General features: G+C 33.8%; 15 protein-coding genes and 3 pseudogenes. 11 read left to right on the forward strand and 7 right to left on the reverse strand.

What is annotated here, in order from left to right; translation table 11 throughout:
* Positions 1-146 precede the first annotated feature (146 nt).
* Positions 147-740 (forward strand): hypothetical protein, encoded by a 594-nt coding sequence (locus B0I26_RS15810; protein WP_146612823.1) that lies wholly within the window; start codon positions 147-149, stop codon positions 738-740.
* A 20-nt stretch (positions 741-760) separates the two neighbouring features.
* A complete protein-coding gene (locus tag B0I26_RS15815; protein ID WP_111646369.1) occupies positions 761-1,363 on the forward strand; it encodes a hypothetical protein in 603 nt (200 codons plus the stop codon).
* Between the two features lie 279 nt (positions 1,364-1,642).
* Here the strand turns inward: B0I26_RS15815 and B0I26_RS15820 are convergent, their stop codons facing one another.
* From B0I26_RS15820 to B0I26_RS15830, 3 genes are all read right to left on the reverse strand, one after another.
* The gene (locus B0I26_RS15820; protein WP_111646370.1) at positions 1,643-2,668 is read right to left on the reverse strand and encodes a hypothetical protein; all 1,026 of its coding nucleotides are present in this window, start codon (positions 2,666-2,668) and stop codon (positions 1,643-1,645) included.
* 3 nt (positions 2,669-2,671) lie between these two features.
* Positions 2,672-3,859, reverse strand: coding sequence for a hypothetical protein (locus tag B0I26_RS15825; RefSeq protein WP_111646371.1), 1,188 nt, complete (start codon positions 3,857-3,859; stop codon positions 2,672-2,674).
* Between the two features lie 219 nt (positions 3,860-4,078).
* Complete coding sequence (locus tag B0I26_RS15830; protein ID WP_245934814.1) at positions 4,079-4,807, reverse strand: type II toxin-antitoxin system PemK/MazF family toxin; 729 nt, start codon at positions 4,805-4,807, stop codon at positions 4,079-4,081.
* A 745-nt stretch (positions 4,808-5,552) separates the two neighbouring features.
* Here B0I26_RS15830 and B0I26_RS15835 point away from each other — a divergent pair.
* The 3 genes and pseudogenes from B0I26_RS15835 to yhbH all read left to right on the forward strand — a co-directional run bounded on the left by B0I26_RS15835 (position 5,553) and on the right by yhbH (position 8,421).
* A complete protein-coding gene (locus B0I26_RS15835; protein ID WP_111646372.1) occupies positions 5,553-5,822 on the forward strand; it encodes a hypothetical protein in 270 nt (89 codons plus the stop codon).
* Positions 5,823-5,889: 67 nt separating this feature from the next.
* A pseudogene (locus tag B0I26_RS15840) lies at positions 5,890-6,927 on the forward strand (protein prkA); the annotation flags it as partial.
* A 333-nt stretch (positions 6,928-7,260) separates the two neighbouring features.
* The gene (gene yhbH, locus B0I26_RS15845) at positions 7,261-8,421 is read left to right on the forward strand and encodes a sporulation protein YhbH (protein ID WP_111646373.1); all 1,161 of its coding nucleotides are present in this window, start codon (positions 7,261-7,263) and stop codon (positions 8,419-8,421) included.
* A gap of 287 nt (positions 8,422-8,708) precedes the next feature.
* Here the strand turns inward: yhbH and B0I26_RS15850 are convergent, their stop codons facing one another.
* Both B0I26_RS15850 and B0I26_RS15855 read right to left on the reverse strand, forming a co-directional pair.
* Positions 8,709-10,040: an APC family permease gene (locus B0I26_RS15850; protein WP_111646374.1), complete on the reverse strand. Its 1,332-nt coding sequence runs from the start codon at positions 10,038-10,040 to the stop codon at positions 8,709-8,711.
* A 340-nt stretch (positions 10,041-10,380) separates the two neighbouring features.
* The gene (locus B0I26_RS15855) at positions 10,381-10,605 is read right to left on the reverse strand and encodes a YolD-like family protein (protein WP_111646375.1); all 225 of its coding nucleotides are present in this window, start codon (positions 10,603-10,605) and stop codon (positions 10,381-10,383) included.
* 113 nt (positions 10,606-10,718) lie between these two features.
* Between B0I26_RS15855 and B0I26_RS15860 the strand changes: the two genes are divergently transcribed.
* The 4 genes and pseudogenes from B0I26_RS15860 to B0I26_RS18700 all read left to right on the forward strand — a co-directional run.
* Entirely contained in the window at positions 10,719-10,940 is a 222-nt protein-coding gene (locus B0I26_RS15860; RefSeq protein WP_111646376.1) for a hypothetical protein, read from the forward strand.
* A gap of 168 nt (positions 10,941-11,108) precedes the next feature.
* On the forward strand, positions 11,109-12,314 hold the full coding sequence (locus B0I26_RS15865) for a peptidoglycan-binding domain-containing protein (protein WP_111646377.1): 1,206 nt from the start codon (positions 11,109-11,111) through the stop codon (positions 12,312-12,314).
* A 318-nt stretch (positions 12,315-12,632) separates the two neighbouring features.
* Positions 12,633-13,016 (forward strand): hypothetical protein, encoded by a 384-nt coding sequence (locus B0I26_RS15870; protein ID WP_111646378.1) that lies wholly within the window; start codon positions 12,633-12,635, stop codon positions 13,014-13,016.
* 202 nt (positions 13,017-13,218) lie between these two features.
* Positions 13,219-13,365, forward strand: a pseudogene (locus B0I26_RS18700) (sporulation protein YhbH); the annotation flags it as partial.
* Positions 13,366-13,695: 330 nt separating this feature from the next.
* On the opposite strand, the gene B0I26_RS15880 reads toward B0I26_RS18700, so the two are convergent.
* Together B0I26_RS15880 and B0I26_RS18895 are read right to left on the reverse strand one after the other, a co-directional pair.
* A complete protein-coding gene (locus tag B0I26_RS15880) occupies positions 13,696-14,415 on the reverse strand; it encodes a hypothetical protein (protein WP_111646379.1) in 720 nt (239 codons plus the stop codon).
* Positions 14,416-14,857: 442 nt separating this feature from the next.
* Entirely contained in the window at positions 14,858-14,992 is a 135-nt protein-coding gene (locus B0I26_RS18895; RefSeq protein WP_281268724.1) for a hypothetical protein, read from the reverse strand.
* A 75-nt stretch (positions 14,993-15,067) separates the two neighbouring features.
* Between B0I26_RS18895 and B0I26_RS15885 the strand changes: the two genes are divergently transcribed.
* Together B0I26_RS15885 and B0I26_RS15890 are read left to right on the forward strand one after the other, a co-directional pair.
* Complete coding sequence (locus tag B0I26_RS15885) at positions 15,068-15,973, forward strand: LacI family DNA-binding transcriptional regulator (RefSeq protein WP_409991439.1); 906 nt, start codon at positions 15,068-15,070, stop codon at positions 15,971-15,973.
* A 16-nt stretch (positions 15,974-15,989) separates the two neighbouring features.
* Positions 15,990-16,064 (forward strand): annotated as a pseudogene (locus B0I26_RS15890) (IS607-like element ISCbo10 family transposase); the annotation flags it as partial.

Consider the following 16,064-nt stretch of genomic DNA (forward strand, 5'->3'; position numbering starts at 1 on the left):
TTCCTATTAATGCTGATAAACGATATCGTATTACGAAAATCGAAAACAATTATGAAGTAAATCATCAGGGGCTATATTTCGAAGATTTTTATTATTATTACAGTCCTCTATTTTTTGTAAAACGAAATGCAAAAAATCCTCCTCCATTGATTGAATCCCTAGTTAATCTTGAAAAAAAGGGGAATGATTTATGGCTCAGATTAGATAACTCATTGCGTATAAAAAAGGAGGACTATTCTCCCTTTTACCGCGAATTTTTTGAAATTTATCAGGGAAGAGAAATCAATTTAAACGACATTCAATTTCCTTTTAAGAAAGGTGAATTTGAACCCTTCTGTGTTTATAATCCTAAGACTATGAAAAAAATCCAATTTAAAATTTCGCATAGGAAGGATTCAGAAAAATGGATTGAGGCTGAAGAGTTATGGCCAATTAAGGAAGATAAAAAACAAGACTGGTACTTAACTCGCTATTTTCATTCCATTTATGATGACCAAAATCACATTTTTGTTCATGTGGATGGTTCATTTAATTTTTATACGCAAGAGCAATATAAGGTTAGAATTAATCAAAATATCAATGCACATGCGAGGTTCCATGAAAAAATGTGGCTTGTAGAAGGAGAAATTAGTATTGTTGATTGGGGAAAACTCCTGTTAAATTTTTTTGATGATCCGGACCTTATTCTTGATGCTCTTAAAGGAAATTTAGTAGAAGAAGTCTTTGAAGATTATAAATAATAGTTATAAAAGGTGAAACAATGTTTAGCGAAAAAATTCATAAAGAAGTAGATAGTGCTATAAAAAGGGTTTGGTTGGAAGACATCAAAAAAGATTATTTGCAGCATAGTTTATTGAAAGAGGATTCATTGAAAAATGCTTTTTATTATCACTTGAGAAGACGATTAGGCGACCATTATTTATTGGATAATCATTTAAGGATCTATACGGAATTTTATTATATGGGATTACGAGCAGACTTAGTTGTTGTAAAACTGAATGAAAATCCGGGGCAAAATGGCCACTTGAAAAACGATGTTGCCGAAATCATTGCAGCGATTGAAATGAAATATAAATATGATTTATCAGATAAACCATTTCTAAGTGACATTGAAAAAGTGCGAAAAAGTATTGAAGAATATAAAATAAATGCTCTCTATTATTTAGCATTTATCCATGAAGTCGAATATGAGGCGAATTCAACATTGTCTTGGATAGATATAGAAAAATCGCCTTGGGCAAAAGGGAGAGTCGTTGAATTGAATGGCTATTTTGTTACCGAAAAACAAGAGCCTGTTTGGGAAGTTGTTTCTTATAACGGACTAAACGAAGATATATTTAGGGAAGGAAATTATAGCCGATAGATACTGTGAGTTTATATATATTGATAAATTGGACATGATGAAAATCAAAAGAATTTCTTTTATAACTAACTAATATGTTAGTGCAATAAGGACAAAGCAAAATTAGGATATTAAAAAACGCTAGGGGTGTTATAATCCTAGCGTTTTTTGTTTGTTAATTTTATCATGTTTACAACAGTTGAGAATTAGATTTCTATTTCGTGTGTTTTTAGTAGTCTTATAGGTTTATACTGAATGAGATATGAACTAATTTATCGTTAGATTGCTTTGTAATCTCTATTAAACAACATCTAAAAACTCATCGATCGTGATTTGTTCGAACTCACTAAAAATATCTTGGCCTGTTTCAATAAATTTCTCTGAAATTAAAAATTTACGAATTGCTTGTGTCTTTTGTTCGTTTATTGCTGGAAAAGAATAATTTTGTTCGTGTACATGTACTTTAATCCCCATTGAAGATATTTTCTCGATAACTTGTTTAATGTAATTATGTACCCATCTTTTCATTTTCTTTTTAAAATGTGTAGGTAATTGTTCCCAAATAGGATTGATTTTTTTACATATTTCTATACTGTTAAAAGAGAATGAACGGGGACCTACATTTTTTCCTATGATACTTCTTAGAGTATTGCGCACTTGTGTTTCTAGAATATGTTTATTTTCTTCATCCAGTTGACCGTTTATATCAACAGGGATAATATATAATACAGCATGATTTGATAAAATTTTTTCGTTAGCAACTTTAATATTTTTTGCTTCTTTATTATTTACAAAATTTAAATATATACCGTCAGATTTTACGCCTATTCCAAAAGCATCGTATTTCATAGCGTAACCTAATATTTGCTGTACTGTGTTATTGATAGCCGTTAATGTATTAAACATCTCTTCTTCTTTGCCTTGTTCTACACTATAGATTAATTGTGCTTTTATGTTGTGTTTTTGTTGTAAAGCAAATACCCATTTCAAATAATCTATACTTAAACTCATATATCCTGCTGCTTGTTGAGTACTATGCTCATTCCAATCTAGGTTAAATGGTTTTACTTTACATTCCACTAACAAATATTCTTTACTTTCATCGTTGTATAGAACTACTTCTGGTGTTACCATCTTTTTTGATGCGAATACTTTATTTAATTTCTTTACGCTATTTTTTTCTAGAGGAATACTTTGTTCAATTTGTTTTACTTTAAATCCTTTGCGATTAAAGTATGGATAAAATATTGAATTGTCGGGATAAGGTAAACTTAAGTGAATTAAAAAATTCAACTGAAACAAAGGGGTTAATTTAAATTTTTCCATTATTTATTGTCCCCCCATTACTTGCTTTAGAATATCTTCATACAATGTATTACCGATATACACATCTATTTCAGGATCAAGAAATCTTTGTATATTTGTCACTAAGCGATGGATTGTGTTACCACATGTTCCTTTAGGTAAAAATAGGATAAATTCCTCTGTACTTAAATCTAGGATAACATTTTGCCATAAATGAAGGTCAACACCATATATATGTACTCTTTCTTTACTAACTCTTTTAATCTCTCCATAAATTTTAAATGGCGCACTTCCTTTTGGGAAAGTATATTCAATAAAGTTATTAAACACATGCTCTTTTAAAGGCTTATTAAATTTTATAGTTACAGGACTTGCTTTAAAAGAAGTAGTAATTGAGTTATCATTACTTTTAATTTCTTCAACCTCTAGCCATACTTTTTGTTCTAGATACTCTGTTGTTTCTTGATATGTACGAATAATTTGCTTCAATTGTAGTCTATGATCAATAAAACTATCTGAACGGTTTGTAACTTTTCCGTTTTGATATACATCATGACCACCTTTCCCTATATTACTTGGAAACCGTAGGCTTCCAATAGAGTGGAAAGAAGAAAAATATTTTCTAACACCATTTATTTTATGAACAATATCACCTAGTTCTTCAACTAATGAAACAGATGAAACTTTATGTTCCTCTATTTCATTATCTGATATATAATCACGTTCAAACATTGAATTAAACTCAAACTTCATTTTTGTGTAACGGTGTGGATGATGATAAGATGTTATTTCCTTCAAAAATTCATCAAACATTTTACCTGAAATCCATAATGAATCTAGAATCGTAGATTTTTTGATGTAGGTTTGAACAATTCGATCAGAGAAGCGAGATGACTGTGTAGTATAGAGCACACTAAAACGTGGGTTAATTTGCTCGATAAATCCAATAATTTCTTTGCCTTCTGATAAAATAAATAACTCTTCATCAATTTGTTTAATAGTATTCTTAGTACCTTTAAATAAGTTAAAAATGTTAGTCATTTCCTTAGAAATACTTTTAGACTCATATAAACTTTCATCAAAGGTCTCAAAAATATAGGATTTTAACAATGTGTTTTTTATTTTATAATCGTCGATTTGTTCTTTTGTGTTTTTCGAATATTCTTCTAGATAGGCAAATACTTCTTCTCTTGATTTCCATTCATCATTCATTTTGATACTTCCCCCTATTAGGTTTATTACAACCTATTACGAAAAAACCCTCCTCATGGAACCATGAAGAGGGTTTGGAACGGTGCGCTCAGTTGCGCGGGGTGCTAGGACCCAATGTTCCGTTTGCTTCAAAACTGCGCTCAGTTGCGCGGTGCGCTAAGGCACAACATATTTTATGTCTTAAGCATACTATATATTCCACTTTTCTTGCAAGAAAATTTATTCTTCTGTTGTAGCAGTTGTCATATAGTTGGATAACAGTTCATTTAAGCCAGTATATTTTTCCATCAATTCATTATACTCTTTTTCCAATTTATTATACCTTTTTTCCTCTTCTAGTAATTTTTTTTCTAATTCTTTATACTTTTTAAACATTTTCGGTAAGAAATGTTCCATTATTGCTAAATCAATCTTGTCTAATGTCTCTGACCTAACTTTGGCTTTTTTTCCATCCTTTTCGTGTTGGTATAAAACTCTATTTTTATCGACTACTCTAATAGAATCTAAACAAATACTACTTTTGTGATGTAAGCCATCATTTGTATCTACGTCAATGTGAAGAGGATCGTTATCTCCGTATTTATTTGATGAAATGGGAGCCACAAGTAATTGGCCTTTATTATTATCATAAAGAACTACTGCAGGATGTAGGAATGTTAATTCTTTATTAAAATGACCAAACAATTCAACTTCTACTATATGTCCTCTTGATAAATGTTTTTTAAAAGGGCGAGGAATTCTCTTTTTTTGGTCTTGTATGTATCTATTCAATCCAATTAGCCATCTAATTCCATAATATTGGTTTTTTTCCATAATTACATTGAATAATTCTGACAGCAAATTATTACTATCTTTTACTAATTGGATATCTTCGTGCATTTTTGGTCTTTTTGAATCGGGAATACTTTTTAGTGTTTTAAGTTTTGATTTATATTTATTTGTATCCAAAATGGCCAATCCTTTCTATATTAGAGAAATTTTATTTAAATCATATCTACACTAATAATGATAAAAGGAATTATCAGTAAAATAAAGGTGTTTTCCGATAATTTGTAAAAAAACTGTATTATATAATAATGTTCTTTATCAATTAAAAAATTATATATGTCTATATGTGAGAACGTATAGGGGTTATCCTATCTAATAAGTTAAAATACGTTGGAGAATAACTTTTCAAGTCTAGTTTTTCCACTTTTTAAGAAAAAAGAGATACATATTTTTATTTTTTAGTATATACCAAGTATTGAGTATACAAGTATATCAATACGTTAGTGGGAAAGTAACAAGAGCAAAGATGATTGTGTTTGTAAAGGCGTGCATTAGACCCTCAAGAAAAACAAATTGCTGTTACTCATCCATTTGTAAAGAAAGTGCTGGATTAGTTAATCAAGAAAGTGCAAAAGAAAAACTTCCTCCATTAAAATTTGTTTTAGATATATTTACTAAAATGATATTTTTGGTAATACTTGTTTATTTTTGAATAAATTTATATAATTAATCATATGCAAATAAAAATCTTAGCAAGTGGTTGCCTTTACAACACAATTGGTTAATAAGTATTTACAGAACGATTCAAACTACGGTTTAGACTCCATATGTAAAACAATAATGCTAAAAACACAATTTAAACTAAATAATTACAGTACTGTTTAAAATACATACCACTCCTGCTAGCACAGTAGGGGGTATGTATATGTTAGTTAAAGAAAGAATATTACACGAAAATCAATCTCTTCACCTGCATATGATGTACAAACGGCATCATCGTGCAGGGGTGAAGGGGATGGAAACAGTCACTCAACCTTCTCAGCCTTCCCACAAAATCACAGAGATCGAGGGGAAGCATGGAACAATTAAAGTATTTCAATCTCAAAGAGAAGTTTCAAAGACGGACGAGGATATCCATTCTTTAATTGCAAGGGTTCTGCTAATGAAACAAAAAAGACTAGCCAACAACGGTTAGTCTTTTTTCCATTTATTAGGGAAATAGATACATAATTTTATATTTTAGTAGATATCATACCATCACTGATGAATTGATTGTCGCTCATACAAATGAAACAGAGTATCGCTCGTTTATTGCGAATAAAAAGAATGAGGCGCTTCATTCACGGATTATTGTTATGCCGATTCCATATAACTTGAAAGTATCAGAAGAAGAGAGAATTTATGAAAAAATGATTCAGGAAAGTGATGTTGCCGATGTTCATATTGCTCCGCATACGTTGAGAGTGGCCGCGATGTTTACGATTTTAACTCGTCTGAAAGAGCCAAAACGCAGTGATATCGATCTGATAAAGAAAATGCGGCTGTACGATGGAGAAGCTGTGGAAGGTTATAACGCCGTTGATGTGGAAGAATTAAAGAAAGAATATTCGGATGAAGGGATGAGCGGTATTGATCCGCGTTATGTGATTAACCGCATTTCCTCCTGCATCATCCGTAAAGAAGTTCCGTCCATAAATGCGCTTGATGTACTTCGCTCTTTAAAAGAGGGGCTTGATCAACATCCTTCGATTTCAAATGAAGACAGAGAACGTTATTTGAATTTTGTCTCGCTGGCACGGAAAGAATATGATGAAATTGCCAAAAAAGAAGTACAAAAAGCGTTTGTTTATTCATATGAAGAGTCAGCGAAAACATTGATGGATAACTACTTGGATAACGTTGAAGCGTATTGCAATAAAACAAAATTACGCGATCCGCTTACAGGTGAGGAAATGAACCCGGATGAAAAATTGATGCGCTCGATCGAAGAGCAAATCGGTATTTCGGAAAATGCGAAAAAAGCGTTCCGCGAGGAAATTTTGATTCGGATTTCTGCTTATGCAAGAAAAGGGCAACGATTTGATTACAACTCTCATGAGCGCTTGCGCGAGGCGATTCAAAAGAAATTATTTGCTGATTTGAAAGATATCGTAAAAATCACAACTTCCACGAAAACACCGGATGAGCAGCAATTAAAGAAAGTAAATGAAGTAGTCGCACGCTTAATTGATGAATATGGTTATAACTCGACCTCAGCCAACGAATTGCTCCGCTATGTCGGAAGCTTGTTAAACCGCTAGAGGCTGTCTCAAAGTCCAGGGTCAGACCCCACAACACAATATATAGGACATCATGTTGGATAAATGAACTATATATTGTGAAACACGCGTGAGGTCAGACCCTTATGAGACAGCCTCTTTTTTAGCCTTATCCATGAGCGATATTTATGAACTGAATATTTTCGGGGTTGTCCAACATAGAAATAAAAGACTAATTTTCTAAATAATTTGTCAATTATTTTAGTTTCCTGCATACGATAGAGTAACCAACCATCATTATTATATTCTTTCAGACACCAAAATCAATATATGAATGAACACATAAAAATGTGAAAAATGTTAGGAGGGGGAAAGATGAGTGGAAATTTTATTGTATCGAAAGAAGATTGGTCCCTCCATCGGAAAGGCCATGATGATCAAAAAAGACATCAAGAAAAAGTGAAAGAGGCTATTAAAAATAATCTGGCTGATTTAATTACAGAAGAAAGCATTATTATGTCTAACGGTCGCGATGTGATTAAAATTCCGATTCGTTCTTTAGATGAATATAAAATTCGTTATAACTATGACAAAAATAAACATGTCGGTCAAGGTGATGGGGATAGTCAAATCGGTGATGTGATTGCCCGGGACGGCTCAGATGAAGGACAGAAGGGAGCTGGTAAAGGGCAGGGGGCAGGCGACCAAGAAGGATATGATTATTATGAAGCAGAAGTATCATTAATGGAACTGGAAGAGGCGTTTTTCAGCCAGTTAGAGTTGCCAAATTTAAAGCGCAAAGAAACAGATCGAAATGTCGTCGAACATATTGAGTTTAACGATATTCGCCGCACAGGATTAATGGGGAATATTGATAAAAAACGAACGATGATGGCTGCGTTTAAACGAAACGCGATGAGCGGGAACCCAAGTTTTTATCCCATTTATCCCGAAGATTTAAAATTTAAAACATGGAATGAAGTGGTAAAGCCGGAATCAAAAGCGGTTGTCCTTGCAATGATGGATACAAGCGGTTCAATGGGCTTATGGGAAAAGTACATGGCAAGAAGCTTTTTCTTTTGGATGACACGCTTCTTGCGCACGAAATATGAAACGGTTGAAATTGAATTTATTGCTCATCATACTGAGGCAAAAGTGGTTACAGAAGAAGAATTTTTTACAAAAGGAGAAAGCGGTGGTACAATTTGTTCTTCTGCTTACAGAAAAGCTCTAGAGTTAATTGAAGGAAAATATTCACCATCCCGCTATAACATTTATCCGTTTCATTTTTCTGATGGAGATAATTTAACTTCTGATAATGGACGTTGTGTGAAGCTTGTAAACGAACTGATGAAAGTATCCAATATGTTTGGTTACGGTGAGGTTAATCAGTATAATAGAAGTTCAACCCTCATGTCCGCTTACAAAAACATCAAAGATGAAAAATTCCGCTACTATATCCTCAAGCAAAAGTCCGATGTGTTCCACGCGATGAAGAGCTTTTTTAAGAAGGAAGACAATAAGGCGCTTGTATGAAAATCGGCTGAAAAGGCTGATTTTTCTTTTTATAAACTGGTCCATACAGCATAAGAGACATGAATTAGTAGTGAGTTTCATTTATGGAATTTTATATCCCGTTCCAACCGTCCGTAAGACTTCCACCTCTGCAGGCGGGAGATAACGGACGCTAGAAGTGCGATAAGTTCAACTAACATCAGCGGGGGATGAAGAAAACCCCCACTGATGAAGTTGTACTTTATATAGTCAGAAATACAAAAGATGCTGACTCAAAATATGAGACAGCATCTTAACAAATTCATCTATTAGCTTACTTTTCGTACGGTTGTCTTTGTTTTTTGTGATTTTATCATTTTATAAACAGGTAAACCAGATAAGGAAAGGAAAATAGAGAAAAGTGAATCTACTGGATTGTAGATGAGCGTACTTCCGACAATATATATCGCTCCAAGAATAGCAATCATAGGTGTAACAGGGTATAACGGCACTTTATATAAATGGTTATTGTCCGTACCATTTTTACGAAGCAAGAAGACGGCATAAAAAGCTAAACCATAAAATAAGAAAACAGTGAAAATAGCAATATCGGAAAGACGATCAGGGTTCCCGGCTAGCATCATGATGATAGCGATGACTAATTGTAAAACGGTTGCTTGAACAGGTGTTTTAAATTTGGGATGTATGCGTGATAACCATTTTGCCCCGGGCAGCAGTTTATCTTCCGCCATCGCGAAAGGAATGCGCGGGAACGTGAGAATTTTACCGTTTAAAGCACCAAAAATGGAAATAAGAATACCGATAGCAATAAGCTTACCGCCCATTTCACCAAATAACAGCGTAGCCGCTTCTTTTGCTGCATTTGGTCCAAGTTCAACAATCTTATTGGCAGGCAAGGTATGCAACATGGCAATATTCACTGACAAGTAAGCAATCATTACAATAATAATTCCCGTAATAATCGCTTTCGGCAGCGTTTTAGCAGGGTTTTTCATCTCTCCGGCAACGAAACCAACGTTCATCCAGCCATCATATGCCCAAAGTGTTGCGAGAACAGCCGCTCCCATACTTATTGTTTGGCTGCTTTCGCTCTCCATGCCAAACACGGGAACATCTCCTTGCCAAATGCCGAAAACAGCGATAAGAGCAATTGGAACAAGTTTACCAAATGTTGAAAGGCTTTGAACAAAACCGCCGTATTGTGTTCCTAATAAATTTACAATACAAAGAAAAATAACAGAAATAATGCCAATGATTGTTTTGCTATTATCGGAAAATCCAAATAAACTGGCCACTAATGATCCGAAGTACAATCCAAGTGCCCCGATAACAGCCGGACCGTAGATGATGGTCTGTACCCAGCCGCATAAAAATCCCCAAAACTTTCCGTATACTTCCTCTAAATAAGCATACAATCCACCTGTTTTCGGTATTTTTACACTAACTTCCGCGATTGTTAAACCGCTTGCTAGAGTAATAATCCCACCGATTACCCATGCCCATAAAGCCATTGTAGAGTCTCCAGCCAAAGCAATGACGCTTCCCGGCTTCATAAAAATTCCTGAGCCGATTACGGTTCCAATAACTAAAGATGTAGCAACAATAAAGCCAATATTTTTCTGCAAGTCTGCTTTGTTCATAATGTCCACCACCAGAGATCAAATGTATTTTAATGGTGAACTGATTATAACATGAGATTTTGTGAATTTCCCTTTTTTTGAATATTCATTTTTTGATGATAAAAAGAATTGGAGAAGGCAAGTAAAAGAGATATGATGATGCTTAAAAACATTTGTAAGTGAATATTTTACATGAATGAACCATCCGTTTACTTATTTATTTAAGTAGTTTAACCACGATTCTATTAAATAGAGAGGCTGACCCAAGAGCAAAGTGTCAGACTCCAGAGCACAATATATAGGGCATAACATTTGATGAATGATATATTGTGAATTCGCGTGAGGTTAGACACTTATGAGGTCAGCCGCAGTAAGGAGAGGATAGGATGAAAAAAAGAATTGCTTTGGCAAGAGGTTTAGACTCAGCCATTGCTTTATGAATTACCTCATTTAATTCATCAAATTTCTGCTCATCTAGCAATGGCTTCTCAACCATATGCTGATTAACCTCATAAAGATGTTTCAACATTTCCCTATGCTCTGGAATCAAAAATCCTGTCCATTTGATATTTCCTCGATCGCGCAATGCTAATCACTCCTGTTGTTAAATTCATCCTAATTTTATACGAAAATATGTTCGTGTTTCAATCGATTTAAGAACGTTTGTTCACTTATAATATAATCAAAGGAGTGAACGTTATGAAAGGGTTATTGCTTAATGCGTTAGCCATGAATAAGCCTTTAGAAATGATTTATTTAAGCGAAAAAGGTCAATTTAGTCAACGAGTTATTGTTTTAGAAGAGGTGGGAGATACACATATCAAGGCGTTTTGTAAGCTGAGAAACCAACATTGTTTTTTCAAATTGAGTAACATTTTATCGATTCGTCTTGCAAAAGAAAAACGCAAAAGAGTGGGTTAAGTTGAAGTTATGGAACGAATCTTAAAAGAGATTGAAAATTGATTGTATAAAAAATCCTCTGTTGTTTTACAGGGATTTTTTTATTTTTATACCAAATTTCAGCAATATTTTTATGAATATTTTGGTAATTTTGATTTGAAAAGTTTAAAGGTGGAGGAATGATGAGTAATGTATGTTGTAGATGCCAGTGGACGATATTATTATCCATCTAATTACACAAATTATCTCTGGAGTGGCCAAACCCTGAGAAAAGGGGATCGAGGTGAATACGTAAAAACTTTACAATCGTGGTTGCATAAAGCGGGATTTAATCCTGGGGCAATTGACGGAATTTATGGAACTAATACTGAAAAAGCTGTGAAGGAATTTCAGAGGAGGGTTGGAATTACAGCTGATGGTATTGCAGGAAAGCAGACATATAACGCTCTACAAAGTTATTTAAGAACACAAACATCTACTTCTAAATCTACTTCATCTACGAGTAATAACAGAAATGATTGGACAGGTCAGACTCTCAGAAAAGGAAGTCAAGGAGAAGCAGTAAAAGATTTACAAAGAATGTTAAATTCTGTAGGATATAATGTTAAAGTTGATGGTATATATGGTTCTGAGACAGAGGGAGCTGTGAAAAACTTTCAAAAATCCGTAGGTCTTCAAGTAGATGGAATTGCTGGGAAAAATACTTATAATGCATTGGATAAAAAGATTGAACTGATAAAAACTCAAAAAAATACTTATCAAAATCCAAGACCGCAGATTATTAACAAGGAAATAGATATAAAGCGTGTTGCTGATGCGGTCCATTATATTAATTCAGGTCCTTTGAAAGCTAAGCTTGAACAATTCCTTGATCTTAAGCTAGAAATTAGTTTTGATCAATCAATGAGAGTAACACAAAATGGGAAAACAATTAAATTCACTACACCTACAGGAGATACCCTACAATTAGATACAAGTAATTTGCTTAAAGCAAAACTTAATAATACCGTATTATACGAAAGGAATTATACAGAGACTGTAGAATACGGAAATACCAAATTTGAATCAAAATATTTTACACTATTAGATGCTCTGAAACCTGATGCACTTCAACCTGATGGGTATTATTTGATGGCAAGCTCTACTCACTCATTGATACAAGATATTGATTTCTCAAATTTTCTTGGGTTGAAAACAAAAAAAGGATTTGAAAACCTAAAAATAACATTAAAAATGGAACTAACACAAAATTATAAAGTGAAGAAAGAATATTACGATTCAATGAGTGCAATATTTGCAGCAGCTGCATCGACAGGTAAAATAGCAGAAAAGGGTGTTGAAAAATTTGTGGATTTTATTACCAAAAATATAAAAAATCCGAAAGCTGTATTTTAATAGGTGAGTCCCTTTCTAAACCTTTACAACGTTGTGTTTATTAAGTTACATTTATTTTGGACGTGGTTTGAATAAACTTAGGAGGGGATTCATATCAAAAAAGTTCAATTTATTTTTTTATTATTAGTTACACTAATAATAAGTTTAATTCCTCAAATTACCTTTGCTAATGAGGAGAACAATTGGATTATTCGCCATATTTTATTAGATTATAAAATTGAAGAAACAAGTAAAACCTTAAAGGTATATTATGTCCAAATTCAACAGCAAAAAGGAAAAGAACCGATTATCGATCCTTATTTTGTAAAAAAGATTTATTTGGATGAAAGTAGAGATATAAGCAATAAAAACCTGAAAGAGTTTGTAGAAAATGATCAAAGTCTTTATTATGATATTTATATAAACGACGAAATATTAGGAATAAGAGCACCAATTTTTGCGGATCTTAGTAAAAAGAAATTATCTGAAGATGAGATTCAGCCTTATATTAACAAGGCGTTGGAGACAATAAAAAGGGATTTTGAAAACCCGCCAAGTAAAGAAGAAATCGACAAGCAAATAAATGAGAAAATGGAAAAATTTAATCCTCAAGTGCAACAACAGGATTATTCAATAATGAAATTTATCTTTATGCTAATTGGATTTTTATTAGTCTTTAGTATTTTTATAGCTCTTAGAAATATGAAAAACAGAAAAAAGTAATATTTTAGGTATGAGTCTGCTCGTTTTGAGTAGGCTCTTTTTTATCCATATTTCATGGATTGGCCTATTTAGCTCTTGACAGATTACATATACAACGAAAAGGGGAGTAGATGATATACTGAATACAAAAGAGAGGTTAGAGAAGTTACTTAGCAAGTTTGATGAAACAAAATTAAAATGTGTATAGGGTATATAGTTGTATCAGTATGATAGAAGTTCAACCCTCATGTCCGCTTACAAAAGCATCAAAGATGAAAAATTCCGCTACTATATCCTCAAGCAAAAATCTGATGTATTCCATGCGATGAAAAGTTTCTTTAAGAAAGAGGAGAGCAAGGCTTATACGTAAAATCCCTGCGTGAAGCGGGGGTTTTTGCTTTATAGGTGGTTTTGTTTTTTCAAAAGTGACATTTATTAAGGCAGAGCAGTCATGTGAAGCATATCTATTATATTGTGCGGTTTAGGATTACTTTTTTAGTTCAGTGTGCTTTGAGCGATAATAAGCGGATGGATGTATGAAAGAGGTGCTGTCACATGACGAAAAGCAAGAGACAGCACCTCTTTATTGTTAAGAAAACAGCTGTTATATTAGCCAAATTCAACATGTTCGCCGATTCATCTCCCACTTCTAAGCGTGCAGGGGGGAGGAGGTTCATTCGACAATATGACAAGCAAAAAACTAGTTTTTCGTTTCAGCATCTGGAGCCGTTTTTTCAATCGTTTCAATCATAGCAAAAATCGGTTCAAGAACTTCCTGATCGCGGGGAGTATGAATGATTACAAGCATCGGTGTTTTTTCCTTTATCCAAAGAACGTTTACTGCCGTATCTTCCGTATATGCCTTCCACCAAACCGCGTCTTTTAATATTCCGTTTAGTCCTGTCGTTTCATTGTGATATACTTCAGAGGATACCGTTTTTGCATGGTCCTCTACCATTTTTGTATAATCAACTTCAGCATCTTCTGGATAAATTAAACGGATTCGCACAAATAAGTCGTCCTTTAAAAGAACATCAGAGTTTGGTTCCTCTGCTTCCAGTTCCCAACCTTCAAATACGTACATCGAAAACCCTTGATTATCGCTAGTTTTAAGAAAAGCGGTTTCTTCATGTGTTTTTCCATCTATTGTATAAGATAGTTGTTTTTCCAACAGGCGAACGGGTTGTTCATCTTGATCGTTCTCGTTCTTTGAAGCTTCCGCGGTTTTGCTGTTACTTGTAGGTTCATCTTCTTTTTTTGGATTTTCCGCAGGTTCATTGTCGAGTGTTGTATCATTATCTTTCTGCTCTTCTGCCGGTTGGCTGCTATTTACCGGTTTATTATCTTCTTTTGTTCCACATCCAGAAATAAGCGAAAGTACCAATACTAACATAGTTAAAATTTTCCATCTGTTTTTCATAGAAGAATTTCCTCCCTTGGGATTAAAATACACTGCTATAAAATTAGTCGAAATATTGGTTGGAGCGTTACAATAAATAAAGAGTAATGAACGTTTTTTCTGCTAAAATATTACCAGAAAAGTATAAGCAAGGGAATAGTATATGAGTTTATTCAAGAAGGGACTACATCTGCAGCGAATATTGTTTTGATCTATAAAATGTACGGTTTAAGCAGTTGCGCCATTTGATCATGGAAGGCGGAGGCTGACCCGAAAGCAAAGAATCATGCCCCGCAAATATATAGGACTAACATCATATTGTGAAATACATGTGAGGTCAGACACTTACAGGCCAGCCCCGTAAAATGGCTAAACTGCTTGTAGAAACATATAAGCGAATTGAATGTTCTTTTTTATAGCGACTGCGTGTAGAAAAGCATTGTTTTCCAGACCGGAGCATGATTTACATGAAGAAGGTTTTAAAAGGGTCATTTTCGTTATAATATTCTCGTTCTGATTGTGCATTCGTTTTTATGGCAATGTGTGCTCCGCCCCAAACTATAAGACATAAAAGAAGGTAAACAAAAATTCCAAGCATCTTGACTCCTCCTTATATATAGTTTATTGAAACTATAATGTATGAAACGCATTTCAATGCAATACTAAAAAGGTGATGAAAGTGGGAAATATTCGGGAAATTGCGAAATTGGCAGGTGTGTCTGTTGCTACCGTTTCACGCGTGTTAAATCATTATCCATATGTAAAAGAGGAAAAACGAAAAGCGGTATGGGAGGCCATTGAAAAGCTAAATTATACAAGAAATATTAATGCTGTTCATCTTTCGAGAGGAAAAACATCGATTATTGGTATTATCATACCGTATGTGAATCATCCATATTTCAGCACAATTACAGAGGGGATAGCAGCTGAAGCATTAAGAAATGGCTATCATCTACTACTATTTCAAACGAACTATGATATAAAAAAAGAAATCGATGCTCTTGAAATGCTCAAAATGAAACAAGTTGACGGCATCATTATTTGTTCAAGAACAGTTGATTGGGAACGAATAGAAGCATACAGCCAATATGGTCCTATTGTTTTGTGCGAAGATGTGAAAGGAAGAAATCTCTCTTCTGTATCTATCGATCATTATTATGCTTTTTTGATGGGGATGAACTATTTGATTAAAAAAGGTCATCGCAAAATTGGATATTGTATTGGAAGAATAACAGGAACAAATAGTAAAGCCCGTCAAGCAGCTTACCAAGAAGCGTTAAAACAAATCAACGAACGCCCCCGGCCGGAATGGATATTTGACCAATGTCTTTATATCGAAGATGGAGAAAGAGTCGTGGCATCTTTGCTGAGAATGAAGGAAAGACCGACGGCATTATTAGTGTCAAGCGATCAAGTAGCGGCGGGAATTATAACGTTTGGAAAAAACAAAGGCTTAAAAATACCTGAGAATCTTGCGGTGCTTAGTTTTGATAATCATCCGATTTCCGAAGCACTCAATATAACGACTATCGAACTGCCGTTATCAGTTATGGGAAAGAAAGCGTTTCATATGATATAGTGTTTATTCATTATTGTTTGATGGTGTAGAAAGAAAAACATATATATACGCAAGGGTATCCACGCCTAAACAAAAGAAAGATTTAGAAAAT

Source organism: Paranoxybacillus vitaminiphilus, from assembly GCF_003259935.1.
In the GTDB taxonomy this organism is placed as follows: domain Bacteria; phylum Bacillota; class Bacilli; order Bacillales; family Anoxybacillaceae; genus Paranoxybacillus; species Paranoxybacillus vitaminiphilus.